Here is a 14,626-nt window from a genome sequence, read left to right on the forward strand (position 1 = left end):
CATCATAATGCAGCCACTAATTTAATGAATGAATAGTCATTAAATAAACGATTTTATAATTTTAACTTTAGAAGGTGATGTATGGACACTACAACTAATAAAAAATGGAATAAATTTGATACAGCTTGGGTATTAAACTTATTTGGAACTGCGGTGGGCGCAGGGGTATTATTTTTACCAATCAATGCAGGGATGGGCGGTTTTTGGCCTTTGGTTGTGATGGCGATTTTAGTCGGACCGATGACATATTTTGCACATCGTGGCTTGGCTTATTTCGTCTTGTCTTCTTCTAAGCCAGGCAGTGATATTACCGAAGTAGTTGAAGAACATTTCGGCCCGACCGCAGGGAAATTAATTACCTTATTATATTTCTTTGCGATCTTCCCAATTTTATTGATTTATGGAAACGGGATCACTAATACGGTTGATTCTTTTATCGTCAACCAATTAGGCATGGCTTCACCAAACCGTGTGATTCTTTCTTTTGTATTAATTGCGATATTGATTTCGGTAATGTTATTCAGTGAAAAAGTAATGTTGAAAATCACTGAATTATTGGTTTATCCATTGGTATTAATTCTATTCGTATTATCTATTTACCTCATTCCTCAATGGAATGCATCAATGCTTTATGAGCTTCCTACTGCTGGTGGTTTTGTCACTACATTGTGGTTAACTATCCCAGTATTAGTCTTCTCTTTTAACCATTCTCCGGCAATTTCTTCTTTCACGCTTTCTCAACAACGTGAATATAAAGATTTTGATACAACGGAATATCACATTGGTCGTACAGAAAAAGGGACTTCAACCGTATTACTTTTCTTCGTGATGTTCTTTGTGTTTAGCTGTGTATTAACCTTAACACCAGCAGAGTTATTAGAGGCAAAAGCACAGAATATCAGTATCTTGTCTTATCTTGCGAACAAATTTGATAATCCATACATTTCTTATTTTGCACCATTAGTGGCTTTCTTAGCGATTACCAGTTCATTCTTTGGCCATTATTTAGGGGCTCGTGAAGGTTTAGAAGGTTTATACCTAAAAATGAAAGGTGAAAGTGTAAATCGTAAAAAATTAAATTACGGTACCGCAGTATTCTTCTTACTCACTTTATGGGGCGTAGCAATCATTAACCCAAGTATTTTAGGCTTAATTGAATCGCTTGGCGGCCCAATTATTGCGATGATCCTTTTCATTATGCCAATGTATGCTATCCGCAATGTTCCAGCGATGAAACGCTATCAAGGTCGTTTCAGCAATGTATTTGTTACCGTAATGGGATTAATTGCTATCTCTGCAGTTGTATATGGATTATTATAAGCGGCTTTTTAGTTTAGCTTAGGATTGAAATAATATGATTAGTGTATTTGATATGTTTAAAGTGGGGGTTGGGCCATCCAGCTCCCACACTGTCGGCCCAATGAAAGCAGGCAAGCAGTTTATTGACGATTTAATCGAACAAGGTAAATTTGATTCGGTCGCGACCTTGCATGTGGATGTGTATGGCTCTCTCTCAATGACAGGGCTTGGTCATAATACCGATATTGCGATCATCATGGGATTAGCCGGTTATCTACCGCACGATGTAGACATTGATTTAATCCCAACCTTTATCGACCAGGTTAAACAAACCAAAAAACTGTCGATTGCACAGGGTAAAAAAACGGTTAATTTCGATTGGGATGCCAATATGGTATTCCATAATTCCTTTTTATCATTGCATGAAAACGGCATGACAATTACCGCATTAGATGCTGAACGTAATGTGCTTTATCGTCAAACCTATTATTCTATCGGTGGTGGTTTTATCGTAGATGAAGCGCATTTTGGTCAAGAGAAAGAGAATCCTATGGCCGTGCCGTATCCTTATCAATATGCTGAAGATATTTTGAAACATTGTCAGGAAAATGGCTTAATGCTATCTACGGTGATGATGAGAAATGAGTTAGCATTACGTGATAAAAAAGAGGTTGAAGCACATTTACATAATGTCTGGAAAACCATGAAAGATTGTATTGAGCATGGTGTCAATACAGAAGGCGTGTTACCTGGCCCATTAAAAGTTGTGCGTCGTGCGCCGTCACTTTATCGGTTATTGAAAGCCAATAGTAATCGTCTTGCAAATGATCCAATGCATGTTATCGACTGGGTGAATATGTTTGCCCTTGCGGTAAACGAAGAAAATGCTGCCGGTGGACGTGTCGTGACCGCACCAACAAATGGTGCTTGTGGTATTGTGCCGGCTGTGCTTTCTTATTATGAAAAATTCGTAGGCCCTTTAACACAAGATGTGATTGAGCGCTATTTATTAGCTGCTGGTATGATTGGTTCACTTTATAAGATGAATGCGTCTATTTCTGGTGCAGAAGTTGGCTGCCAAGGTGAAGTGGGCGTGGCATGTTCAATGGCTGCCGCAGGTTTAACTGAAATCTTAGGCGGTACACCAGTACAAGTGTGTATTGCAGCTGAAATTGCGATGGAACACAATCTGGGCTTAACTTGCGACCCTGTTGGAGGCCAAGTACAGGTGCCTTGTATTGAACGTAACGCGATTGCTTCAGTGAAAGCAATTAATGCAAGCCGTATGGCATTACGTCGTACCACAAACCCTCGCGTAACCTTGGATAAAGTGATTGAAACCATGTATGAAACAGGTAAAGACATGAATGCTAAATATCGCGAAACATCGAAAGGTGGCTTAGCGGTGAAAGTGGTGTGTTCTTAAGATTTCATTGATAATAAAAGAGGGTCATTTTTGACCTCTCTTTTTTATTTCCCTTTCACGTCAATAATAATTACTTCAGACTGTGAACCTAAGCGCATTGGGATGCCCCAAAAGCCGTAACCCGAAGTGACAAAAACATGTGGATTGCCAATTTTTTCATGACCATAATCCAGACGATATATCATTTTCGTGATTAAACTAGCGGGGAATACTTGCCCTTTATGCGCATGCCCTGAAACTTGAATATCAAGCGGGAGTGAAGCGTGTTTTTCAATATCCGTTGGACGGTGATCTAATAGAATAACCGGTAAGTCAGTATTCACTTGTTTTAATAACGCCTCAGTATTTGGTCTATCGTGAGCAAGATTGTCATTTCGTCCAATCAGTACCAATTCATTATTTAACGTTAATGTTTCATCTCTTAACACGGTGATACCTGCTTTGCGAATTTCTTGATCAATTCGATCTTGGTCTTCAAATAAATCGTGATTGCCTAGTGTGGCATAAACCCCCATTGGAGCCTTGAGTTTTGCCAGATGAGGTTGCATTTTTTCTGCTAAATAGGCATTAACGTTATCGTCCATAATATCGCCAGGCAGTAAAATGATATCGACCTTTTCCTGCTGCATAATATCAGCCAGTTTATCCAATTCTTTCCCGCCAAATAATTTACCTAAATGGAGATCGCTTGCCATGCCAATTCGCAATGGTTTAATGGGCTTATCTAGCGTGATTTCATAATGAATAACACGGGTAACATAGGCGTTATACACACTTAAAGTAATGATGCCAATAAATAAAACGGGGTAAGCAATGCGTAAAGTGCGGTCGATTTTGGGGATGGATTTAGATTTTAGGAAAAGAAAATGAATACCTCCGACGGCAATGCTCGCAAAGGCTGAAAAAAGAAGCAGCGCGAGCACTAAAGCAATAAGTCGAAATGCCGTAAAAAGCTTTAAAAAATGACAAATAACTAAGACATTAGGAAGCAAAAAACTGGTAAAAGTGATAGTTCGTCTTGCCTTTTGAGAGAGTGGTTTGTTCAGCCACCAAATCAGCGTTTTATTAAAAATATAAATCAGCAGTTGTAACAAAATAATAGCTGCCGTAAATATAAAGTAATAACGAGTTTCCATCTGCAATTCCTAAATAAAAGTGCGGTTGTTTTTGACCCAGTTTTGAAGTGTGGAATAATAAATTTCTCTGTTCCCAAAGGCAAATTTTTTCGTTAAAATGCGGCTCGTTTTAGTTTACTTAAGAAGGAAAATCCAATGTTCGGAAAAGGCGGTTTAGGCGGCTTAATGAAACAAGCCCAACAAATGCAAGAAAAAATGCAAAAAATGCAGGAAGAAATTGCCCAATTAGAAGTAACTGGCGAAAGCGGTGCGGGTTTAGTAAAAATCACGATTAATGGTGCGCACAACTGCCGTCGTATTGAGATCGATCCTTCTTTAATGGAAGATGACAAAGAAATGTTGGAAGATTTAATCGCTGCCGCATTCAACGATGCAGTCCGTCGTGCAGAAGAATTGCAAAAAGAAAAAATGGCTTCTGTAACTGCAGGCATGCCATTACCTCCAGGAATGAAACTTCCATTTTAATTCATCGGGTGTGTGAGTTTATCGATTCACACACCATCCATTTTCTCCCATCATAAATACTATGCAAAGCAGTCCACTTTTAGAACATCTTATTGAAAATCTTCGTTGCTTGCCGGGTGTCGGTCCGAAATCAGCGCAGCGTATGGCTTATCATCTTTTACAGCGAAATCGTAGCGGTGGGATGAACCTAGCACGCGCGTTAACGGAAGCGATGTCTAAAATTGGACATTGTTCACAGTGCCGTGATTTTACCGAAGAGGAAACGTGCAATATTTGTAACAATCCTCGTCGCCAAAATTCAGGCTTGCTTTGTGTGGTGGAAATGCCAGCGGATATTCAAGCCATTGAGCAAACCGGCCAATTTTCTGGGCGTTATTTTGTCTTAATGGGGCATTTATCGCCTTTAGATGGTATTGGTCCGAAAGAAATTGGTTTAGATTTATTGCAAAAACGTCTGGTAGAAGAATCTTTCCATGAAGTGATTTTAGCGACCAATCCAACGGTGGAAGGCGATGCTACAGCTAATTATATTGCTGAAATTTGCCATCAACATAATATTAAAGTGAGCCGTATTGCTCATGGGATCCCTGTCGGTGGGGAATTAGAAACCGTGGACGGCACTACCTTAACCCATTCTTTCTTAGGTCGTCGTCAGATCGACTAATCTTATGCGCCTGTTTATTGCCGAGAAACCCAGTCTTGGGCGAGCCATTGCCGATGTATTGCCAAAACCTCATCAACGGGGTGATGGTTTTATTAAATGTGGCAATGATGATGTTGTGACTTGGTGCGTGGGGCATTTGCTCGAACAGGCTGAACCCGATGCCTATGATCCTAAATTCAAACAATGGCGTTTAGAGCATTTACCCATCATTCCTGAAAAGTGGATTCTGTTACCGCGAAAAGAAGTCAAAAAACAACTTTCTGTGGTAGAAAAACTCATTCATCAAGCCGATGTTTTAGTTAATGCAGGCGACCCAGATAGAGAAGGGCAGTTGCTGGTGGATGAAGTGTTCAGCTATGCCAATTTATCAGCGGAAAAACGTGATGGGATTTTGCGTTGTTTGATTAGCGATCTTAACCCAAGTGCGGTCGAAAAAGCGGTACAAAAACTCCAACCTAATCGTCATTTTATTCCATTGGCTACCTCTGCGCTGGCACGCGCTCGAGCCGATTGGCTTTATGGTATCAATATGACTCGCGCTTATACCATTCGCGGTCGCCAAGCGGGTTATGATGGCGTGCTTTCTGTTGGACGAGTGCAAACCCCCGTATTAGGCTTGATTGTGCGACGTGATTTGGAAATTGAAAATTTCCAACCAAAAGATTTCTATGAAGTGTTGGCGTGGGTAAAAGACGAAAAAACGTCTGAAAATCCGACCGCACTTTTTTCTGCACTTTGGCAACCAAGTAAAGCTTGCGAAGACTTCCAAGATGAAGATGGACGCGTGCTGTCTTTAGGCTTAGCCGAAAATGTAGTGAAGCGTATTACCAATCAACCTGCTGAAGTGACCGAATATGTGGACAAACGCGAGAAAGAAACGGCCCCTTTGCCTTATTCGTTGTCAGCATTGCAGATTGATGCGGCAAAACGGTTTGGCATGTCAGCGCAAAGTGTGTTGAATACCTGTCAACGTTTATATGAAACCCATCGTTTGATTACTTATCCACGTTCTGATTGTCGTTATTTGCCGGAAGAGCATTTTGCTGAACGACATAAAGTGATGAATGCGATTTCACAGCATTGTCAGACTTATCAAACTTTGCCATCAGTGGTGGATAGCGAGCAACGTAATCGTTGTTGGAATGATAAAAAAGTGGAAGCGCACCATGCAATTATTCCGACGGCTAATACCCGCTCGATAAATTTAAGTATTGATGAACAGCGTATTTATGAATTGATTGCACGCCAGTATTTATTGCAATTCTGTCCAGATGCGGAATATCGTAAAAGTAAAATTACCTTAAGTATTGCGGGCGGTACTTTTGTGGCTCAAGCGCGCAACTTGCAAACCGCGGGTTGGAAAGAATTGCTTGGTAAAGAAGACGAAGATGAAAATCAAGAGCCGCTATTGCCGATCGTGAAGAAAGGACAGATCCTGTACTGCGAACGAGGTGAAGTGGTGAGTAAAAAAACGCAACCACCGAAACCTTTTACCGATGCGACATTGCTTTCGGCAATGACAGGGATTGCGCGCTTTGTGCAAGATAAAGAATTGAAAAAAATTCTGCGCGAAACGGATGGACTTGGCACAGAGGCAACACGCGCAGGCATTATTGAATTGCTGTTTAAACGAGGCTTTTTGACCAAAAAAGGACGCAATATTCACAGCACAGAAACGGGACGGATCCTGATTTCTGCTTTACCTGATATTGCTACACAACCTGATATGACGGCACATTGGGAAGCACAATTAACGGATATCAGTCAAAAACAGGCGAGTTATCAGCAATTTATGTTTACGCTTAATCAAATGTTGCCGGATTTAGTACGTTTTGTTGATTTCACCGCATTACATCGTCTAAGTCAGATTTCAAAAGGTTTAAGCACACCAGCAACGAAACGAAAAAGAGCGGTCAAAAAATCGGAAGATTTAAACGCTGAAAATTGATTAAACTTAATACAATTAAGTAAAAAAAATGGGAAAGCGCTTGCGAAAAGTATGAATTTTATATAACATTTGCTCCCAGTTTTCTTGCGAAATCGCAATTTAGAGAAGAAAGAATAATGTACAATATTTTATTATTTATTTATGTATTAGTTTGTATCGCCTTAATCGGCTTTATCCTTGTTCAACAAGGTAAAGGTGCGAACGCAGGTGCGTCATTTGGTGGCGGTGCATCAGGTACTATGTTTGGTTCTGCAGGTGCAGGTAACTTTTTAACCCGTACCAGCGCAATCTTAGCAACTGGCTTTTTTGTGATTGCTTTAGTATTGGGTAATATCAACTCTCACCGTGGTAACGTACAAAAAGGTTCATTTGACGATTTATCTCAAACTGCTGAACAAGTTCAACAACAGCAACAACAAGCTGCTCCAGCAGTTGAAAACAAAAATAACGATATTCCGCAATAAGGAATAAAAACAGAATAAACGCTCTGGTGGTGGAATTGGTAGACACGCTATCTTGAGGGGGTAGTGGCCGCAGGCCGTGCGAGTTCAAGTCTCGCCCAGAGCACCAAATATAAACCGACTTAATTAAGTCGGTTTTTTTTCGCCTAAAATTTGCTTGAATAGCTAGTTATTATCCCCTGTTTTGGTTACAATCTGTCGATTTTCTTTTTCTAGAAACCCATTAGGAGAGCACTATGAACTTCCCTCAAATCGCCCAGCAAGTGATTGATAAGCTTGGCGGCAAAGACAACATCGCCACAGCAGCACATTGTGCAACGCGTTTACGTATTGTGCTAAACGATGAAAGCAAAGTGGACAAAGAAGGTATTGATAATATTGACGGCGTGAAAGGGCAGTTTGCTGTCGCTGGTCAATATCAAATTATCTTCGGTTCTGGCACGGTAAATAAAGTCCATGCTGAACTCACCAAATTGCTTGGTATCGGCGATGTGAGCAAAGCCGAAGTGGCAGAAGCAGCGTCAGGTAATCAAAACTTATTGCAACGTTTGGTGAAAGGCTTAGCGGATATTTTCGTGCCAATCATTCCGGCAATTGTCGCAGGTGGTTTGTTAATGGGTATTCACTCCATGCTGACAGCGAAAGGTTTCTTCGTTGACGAATTAAGCGTGATTGATATGCACCCAGGTCTTGCGGATTTGGTGGACTTCATTAATACCATTGCGAATGCACCGTTTGTGTTCTTACCGGTATTACTTGGTTTCTCTGCGACCCGTAAATTCGGCGGTAACCCATTCTTAGGGGCGGCTCTTGGAATGTTATTAGTTCACCCTGCATTAGCAGATGGTTGGAACTATGCTTTAACCCTTGCGCAAGGCAAAATCCAATACTGGAATGTATTCGGTCTTGAAATTGAAAAAGTCGGCTATCAAGGTACCGTTATCCCAACATTAGTTTCTGCTTGGATATTAGCAACCTTAGAAAAAACCTTCCGTAAGTTTGTGCCTTCTTACTTAGATAACCTCATTACCCCATTATTCTCACTCTTTATTGCGGGCTTCTTAGCGTTTACCGTAATCGGTCCAATCGGTCGTGAAGCGGGTTCATTAATTGCTTCAGGCTTAACTTGGTTATATGACACTTTAGGGTTCGTTGGTGGTGCAATCTTCGGGGCATTCTATGCACCAATCGTTATCACCGGTATGCACCAAACCTTCATTGCGGTTGAAACACAATTATTAGCTGAAATGGCAAATACAGGCGGTACCTTTATTTTCCCAATCGCCGCAATGTCAAACATCGCACAAGGTGCGGCCTGTTTAGGTGTGGCAGTGGCATTAAAAGATCCAAAAGTACGCGGTTTAGCGGTGCCATCGGGTATCTCTGCATTATTAGGGATTACTGAACCGGCAATGTTCGGGGTGAACTTACGTTATCGTCAGGCTTTCTTTGCGGCGATGATTGGCTCAGGCTTAGCGAGTGCCTTTATCGCATTCTTCAATGTAAAAGCCATTGCATTAGGCGCAGCAGGTTTCTTAGGTATTCCATCAATTAAACCAGATAGCCTTGCGATGTACAGCATTGGTATGGTGATTTCATTTGTGGTGGCATTCACGCTTTCAGTCATTTTTGTGAAACGCGCACAAGCAAAAGCCTAATTGAGATAAAAAAGAAAAAGCACGAGTTTAAGCTCGTGCTTTTTTGTTTGGAAAAATGCGTCTAAAAATGACCGCACTTTCAGTGAAAATTAGCCTTCTCGACAGTTTAACCAAGTGCTTTTCATGCCTTGATTATTCTTGTAATACACGGAATTATTTTCACGAGCGATTAAATCAACATAACTGCCATCAATCGGCTCATAAGAGCGATAAATCACTTCAAAGCGATTTCCTCGTGCATTTAAGGTGCGATTTTCCACATGATCAAACGGCACCGCTTTTCCACCATCTAATTGGAAATAAATACCAAAGTTATCTTTCATGCGGCTTTCTCTTGAAAGCGGGAAGTAAGTGGTTAAATACGAACTAGACCCTGTTTCTGAATTATGGCAAGAATAATAATAACGTTTGTAGTCTTTCGGATTGTTCAATTCCGCTTGGCTAATGTTATTTTTAAGGTATCGTGTTTTAACGCTTTTCTTTGGTTGTTGTGTTGTTGTACAAGCAAACAAACCTACGAATGCGGCCGTGAGTAATGCTAATTTAAATTTATTCATCGATAAAGTTCCGAGAGTAGAGTGAATGAGAAAGGGAGTATGATAGCGGAAATTGTGCAATATACAAAGGGTAAAGTGCGGTGAGTTTTGAGGCGTTTTTTTATTGACGTTAGACACACGCTAGGAAGCGTGTGCCATCATAGGAGGTATCTATACATTATTGATAGTTTTAATATTGCTTTCAATATTGCTTTGAATATCTGAATCAGGTTTTCCTTGAAAATTTACGGTTCCATTATCAAAGACATTAACGATAAAACCCAGTTGAAATGACAGTTTTTTACATAGATTGGATGGTCTACTTTCTTCTACTTTTTTTATGTCTTCTCCTAGCCCTAATGCTAGTATTTGTCTTCTAAAGTGAATAATCGTGGAAGAGTTTTATAAACATACTTTACAAAAGTTTCTCCCTAAAGCAGTTAACTGAATTTTCCCTTTTTTTACAACAATGTCTTTCTTTTTTAGATTGTTTTCTAATTTTTCTTTAATAGAATTTATTGCATCAGATGAAGGATTTCCAGTATTTTGGTCAACTACATTTAAAAGATCTAGTATATTTCTAATTTGCTCTTCAATTTCTTTTTCTTGTTTCTTATAAGATAAGTATAAGGGATTGGTTCTATGTTTTTCATAAAGTTCATCATTATTTTTATATTCATCATATGAAACATCTATTAGTTTTAGACGAATTAAATTATCAATAGAGGGCTCCATCAACTGATTATCCTGACATTCTGGATTACCCAAATATATGTGATTATAGATATCGTTATAACCACCATTTTCATACTCAACACGAATTTTAGATATGGTTTCATCTTGTAATGAAGAAAGAAAATATAGATTTTTCGCATCTAGTGGACTTAGCATTTTTATCATTTCGACAAAAGACGGGTGAATATTATCGGCTTGAGATTTATTCATTGATGCAGCAATTAAATTAGCAAACATCTCTCTAATTTCATTTTCATCCATATAAAATTTAGCGGACTCTAATGCAGGACCAACTACACTTAGTTTAGGTTCCTGTAAATTCTCATTTGGAATTACTTGAATTTTTTGTTCAAGATCTTTTTTTAACTTTTCTAGTTTGATTGTTTGTCGTAATCTTAATTCTTGGACTTTTTCATCCCATTTATGGCCATACGCACAATACCAAATATCATTTAATGTTTGGATAATACCTTTTGATGCTCCAGTAGCAATATCTTTTCCGACTGCTACAGCAGCTGTAGATAGAGGATCTGTCATAATATAATTTCTCCTTAAGGGTTATCTTTAAATACAATAAAACTAATGTAAGTTTTTACTTCATCGCCACACCCAACCATTTCATCATCTCTCTTTCATCCCAACCTTTACGTTTAGCATAATCTTGAGCTTGGTCTTCATCAATGCGACCTAAGGTGAAATAGTTACTTGCAGGATGGGTGAAGTACCAACCGCAGACGGAAGCCGCCGGCCACATAGCGTAGCTTTCAGTAAGTTTCATGCCGATGCGTTGTTCTACTTCTAATAAATCCCAAATCAAGGCTTTTTCCGTATGTTCTGGGCAGCTTGGATAACCCGGTGCAGGGCGAATGCCAACATAGTTTTCATTGATTAAACCTTGATTGTCGAACTCTTCTTGCGTGTAGCCCCAAATGCGGGTGCGGAGCTCAAAGTGCAAGTATTCAGCCATCGCTTCCGCTAAGCGGTCGCCCACAGCTTGTAGCAAGATAGCGTTGTAGTCATCGCCTGCTGCTTTATAGCCTTCTACTAATTCCATTTCTTCAATTCCTGCACAGACGGCAAACATACCCATCCAGTCTTTTTTGCTGCTTTCGCGATCAGCAATAAAGTCACTTAAGGCAAAGTTAAACGGACTTTTGCTGTTTTTGCCTCGTTCGGTTTGTTGTCGTAAGCCGTAAGCGGTGCCGATTGGTTGTGTGCGTTCTTCATCAGCGAAAAGCACCACATCATCGCCCACACGTTCCGCAGGGAAGATGCCTAAAATACCGCTTGGGTTGAGTTTGTGGTTTTGCTCTAATTCATCTAATACCACTTGCGCATCGTTCCATACTTTACGTGCTTCTTCGCCACCTTCTGGATAATCAAAGGCGTCAGGGTAGCCGCCCATTAAGCCCCAAATGCGGAAGAATGGTGACCAGTCGATAAATTTACGTAATGTGGCAATCGGTACGTTTTTAAATTCCACAATACCAGTTTGGTTTGGTTTTGGTGGCACGTAATCTGCCCATTCACCACTAAAGCCATCAAAGCGGTTTGCGCGTGCTTCTTCAATGCTAAGCTGTTTACGCAGTGGTTTACGGTTAGAGAAAGATTGCTGAATTTTCTCGTAATCTTTCTTGAATTGTTCCCATAATTCTGCACGGCTTTCAGGGTTCATCAATGTCGCACACACTGTCACCGCGCGGGAGGCATTAGAGGTATAAAATACACCGTGTTCTTTATATTTTGGATAAAGTTTAATTGCTGTATGTTCTTTAGAGGTGGTCGCCCCACCAATCATTACTGGGAGGTTTAAACCTAAGCGAGTCATTTCACCCAAGAAGTATTCCATCTCATCTAGAGAAGGGGTAATTAAACCACTTAACGCGATGATATCCGCTTTTTCATCAATAGCGGTTTGAATGATTTTGTCCGCCGGCACCATGACGCCCAAGTCAATCACTTCAAAGTTATTACATTGCATCACCACGCTCACGATGTTTTTACCAATATCGTGCACGTCACCTTTTACGGTTGCAATCACCACTTTACCGTTGCTTGAACCTTTTTGTTTGGTGGCGTTGATAAATGGCTCTAAATACGCCACAGATTGTTTCATTACACGCGCAGATTTCACCACTTGTGGCAGGAACATTTTACCGTCACCGAATAAATCGCCGACTACGTCCATGCCTGCCATCAACGGGCCTTCAATCACATCTAATGGGCTTGGTAAGGTTTGGCGGGCTTCTTCGGTATCTTCCACAATATGAGTAGTAATCCCTTTCACCAGCGCGTGTTTTAAACGTTCTTCCACTGGCCAAGTGCGCCATTCTGCAACAGAATCGACCGCACTTTCATCGTTGCCTTGGTTACGATATTTTTCCGCAATATCGAGCAGTTTTTCGGTGGCATCTGGGCTACGGTTTAATACCGCATCTTCTACAATTTCACGTAATTCAGGATCGAGATCGTCATAAATTGCGAGCTGCCCCGCATTCACAATCCCCATATCCATGCCTTGTTTGATGGCGTGATAGAGGAAGACGGCATGAATCGCTTCACGCATCACATTATTACCACGGAATGAGAAAGACACATTCGACACCCCGCCCGAGATTTTCGCATGCGGTAGGGCACGTTTAATGCGACCTGTGGCATTGATGAAATCCACACCGTAGTTGTTGTGTTCTTCAATCCCCGTACCGATGGCAAAAATATTCGGGTCGAAAATAATGTCTTCTGGCGGGAAGCCGACTTGGTTGACCAAAATATCATAAGCGCGGCTACAAATTTCCACTTTACGATCTTCAGTATCCGCTTGCCCCACTTCGTCAAACGCCATCACCACCACGGCCGCACCATATTTACGCACCAATTTAGCGTGGTCGATAAAGATTTCTTCGCCTTCTTTCAACGAGATGGAGTTCACAATCGGTTTACCTTGTACCGACTGTAAACCTGCCTCAATTACTTCCCATTTAGATGAGTCGATCATCACGGGCACTTTTGCCGCATCGGGTTCGGTCGCCATAATATTGAGAAAACGGGTCATGCATTTTTTGCCGTCTAATAAGGCTTCGTCCATATTGACGTCGATCACTTGCGCGCCGTTTTCCACTTGGTCGATAGCAATTTCAATGGCTTCGGCAAATTTGTCTTCTTTAATTAAGCGTTTGAATTTCGCCGAACCAGTCACGTTATTACGTTCACCCACGTTCACGAATAGGCTTTCGTCATCAATATTGAGTGGTTCTAAGCCTGATAAACGCATCGCGGTTTTAATTTCAGGTAATTTACGCGGCGTAATACCTTGCATCGCATCTGCAAAGGCTTTGATGTGCTCTGGCGTGGTACCACAACAGCCACCGACAATGTTCACAAAGCCACTTTCAGCCCATTCTTTAAGGTGTGCCGCCATCTCTTCAGCCCCTAAATCATAGCCACCAAAGGCATTTGGCAAGCCTGCATTTGGGTGGACAGACACATAGGTTTCGCTGATTTTAGACAGTTGTTCGACATATTGGCGAAGTTCTTTCGGGCCGAGCGCACAGTTCAAACCGAACGTGAGTGGTTTAGCGTGGCGAAGCGAGTTGTAGAACGCTTCAGTGGTTTGCCCTGAAAGGGTACGGCCAGAAGCATCGGTAATGGTGCCAGAAATCATAATCGGCAATTCCACACCTAATTCTTCAAATACGGTTTCAATCGCGAAAATGGCGGCTTTTGCGTTTAATGTGTCGAAAATGGTTTCGATCATGATTAAATCTGCACCACCTTCAATTAAGCCTTTAGTCGCTTGGGCATAGGCATCCACCAGCTCCATAAAGGTAATGTTACGGAAACCTGGATCGTTTACATCGGGAGAAATAGAGGCCGTGCGGTTAGTTGGCCCTAATACACCTGCAACAAAGCGAGGTTTTTCTGGTGTGCTGTATTTATCAGCGGCTAAACGCGCTAATTTTGCGCCTGCAAAATTCAGTTCGTAGGCAATAGACTGTAAATCATAATCCGCTTGTGCAATGGTGGTCGAACTGAAGGTATTGGTTTCAATAATATCGGCGCCCGCTTGTAAGTATTTCTCATGAATCGCAGAAATTAACAGCGGTTGGGTTAAGGTGAGCAAGTCATTATTGCCACGTAAATCAACCGCACTTTCTTTAAAACGCTCGCCTCTAAAATCAGCCTCGGTAAGTTTATATTTTTGGATCATCGTCCCCATCGCACCATCTAAAATGAGGATGCGTTCAGCGAGGGATTTTTTCAGTAATTCGGTTTGATTATGTGACATAGATAGCTCTTTT

Annotated in this window: 11 protein-coding genes and 1 tRNA gene; 8 read left to right on the plus strand and 4 right to left on the minus strand. The window is 41.1% G+C overall.

Features of this window, described 5'->3' with window-relative positions; translation table 11 throughout:
• Positions 1–81 precede the first annotated feature (81 nt).
• Together HMPREF3020_RS03905 and HMPREF3020_RS03910 are read left to right on the plus strand one after the other, a co-directional pair.
• Positions 82–1,320 carry an HAAAP family serine/threonine permease gene (locus tag HMPREF3020_RS03905; protein WP_070775623.1) on the plus strand — a complete coding sequence of 413 codons (1,239 nt, stop codon included), beginning with the start codon at positions 82–84 and terminating at the stop codon, positions 1,318–1,320.
• A gap of 34 nt (positions 1,321–1,354) precedes the next feature.
• Positions 1,355–2,725 (plus strand): L-serine ammonia-lyase, encoded by a 1,371-nt coding sequence (locus HMPREF3020_RS03910; RefSeq protein WP_070775624.1) that lies wholly within the window; start codon positions 1,355–1,357, stop codon positions 2,723–2,725.
• A 44-nt stretch (positions 2,726–2,769) separates the two neighbouring features.
• Here the strand turns inward: HMPREF3020_RS03910 and HMPREF3020_RS03915 are convergent, their stop codons facing one another.
• A complete protein-coding gene (locus HMPREF3020_RS03915; protein WP_070775625.1) occupies positions 2,770–3,861 on the minus strand; it encodes a metallophosphoesterase in 1,092 nt (363 codons plus the stop codon).
• A 135-nt stretch (positions 3,862–3,996) separates the two neighbouring features.
• On the opposite strand from HMPREF3020_RS03915, the gene HMPREF3020_RS03920 reads away from it, so the two are divergent.
• The 6 genes from HMPREF3020_RS03920 to HMPREF3020_RS03945 all read left to right on the plus strand — a co-directional run bounded on the left by HMPREF3020_RS03920 (position 3,997) and on the right by HMPREF3020_RS03945 (position 9,057).
• Entirely contained in the window at positions 3,997–4,326 is a 330-nt protein-coding gene (locus HMPREF3020_RS03920; protein ID WP_005696839.1) for a YbaB/EbfC family nucleoid-associated protein, read from the plus strand.
• A gap of 61 nt (positions 4,327–4,387) precedes the next feature.
• Positions 4,388–4,990, plus strand: a complete 603-nt coding sequence (recR, locus tag HMPREF3020_RS03925; protein WP_005696838.1) for a recombination mediator RecR — start codon at positions 4,388–4,390, stop codon at positions 4,988–4,990.
• A gap of 4 nt (positions 4,991–4,994) precedes the next feature.
• Positions 4,995–6,938 (plus strand): DNA topoisomerase III, encoded by a 1,944-nt coding sequence (locus HMPREF3020_RS03930; protein WP_070775626.1) that lies wholly within the window; start codon positions 4,995–4,997, stop codon positions 6,936–6,938.
• Between the two features lie 116 nt (positions 6,939–7,054).
• Positions 7,055–7,402, plus strand: coding sequence for a preprotein translocase subunit SecG (secG, locus tag HMPREF3020_RS03935; protein WP_005696834.1), 348 nt, complete (start codon positions 7,055–7,057; stop codon positions 7,400–7,402).
• Positions 7,403–7,422: 20 nt separating this feature from the next.
• A tRNA-Leu gene (locus tag HMPREF3020_RS03940) sits at positions 7,423–7,508 on the plus strand.
• Positions 7,509–7,635: 127 nt separating this feature from the next.
• Positions 7,636–9,057: a sucrose-specific PTS transporter subunit IIBC gene (locus HMPREF3020_RS03945; protein ID WP_070775627.1), complete on the plus strand. Its 1,422-nt coding sequence runs from the start codon at positions 7,636–7,638 to the stop codon at positions 9,055–9,057.
• An 89-nt stretch (positions 9,058–9,146) separates the two neighbouring features.
• Here HMPREF3020_RS03945 and HMPREF3020_RS03950 read toward each other — a convergent pair whose 3' ends face one another.
• The 3 genes from HMPREF3020_RS03950 to metH form a co-directional block, all read right to left on the minus strand.
• Positions 9,147–9,614 carry a hypothetical protein gene (locus HMPREF3020_RS03950; protein ID WP_070775628.1) on the minus strand — a complete coding sequence of 156 codons (468 nt, stop codon included), beginning with the start codon at positions 9,612–9,614 and terminating at the stop codon, positions 9,147–9,149.
• A gap of 381 nt (positions 9,615–9,995) precedes the next feature.
• The gene (locus HMPREF3020_RS03955; protein ID WP_070775629.1) at positions 9,996–10,865 is read right to left on the minus strand and encodes a DUF4393 domain-containing protein; all 870 of its coding nucleotides are present in this window, start codon (positions 10,863–10,865) and stop codon (positions 9,996–9,998) included.
• A 55-nt stretch (positions 10,866–10,920) separates the two neighbouring features.
• Complete coding sequence (gene metH, locus HMPREF3020_RS03960) at positions 10,921–14,613, minus strand: methionine synthase (RefSeq protein ID WP_070775630.1); 3,693 nt, start codon at positions 14,611–14,613, stop codon at positions 10,921–10,923.
• Positions 14,614–14,626 lie beyond the last annotated feature (13 nt).

Origin of the sequence: Haemophilus sp. HMSC068C11 (assembly GCF_001815355.1) — a bacterium.
Lineage (GTDB): Bacteria > Pseudomonadota > Gammaproteobacteria > Enterobacterales > Pasteurellaceae > Haemophilus_D.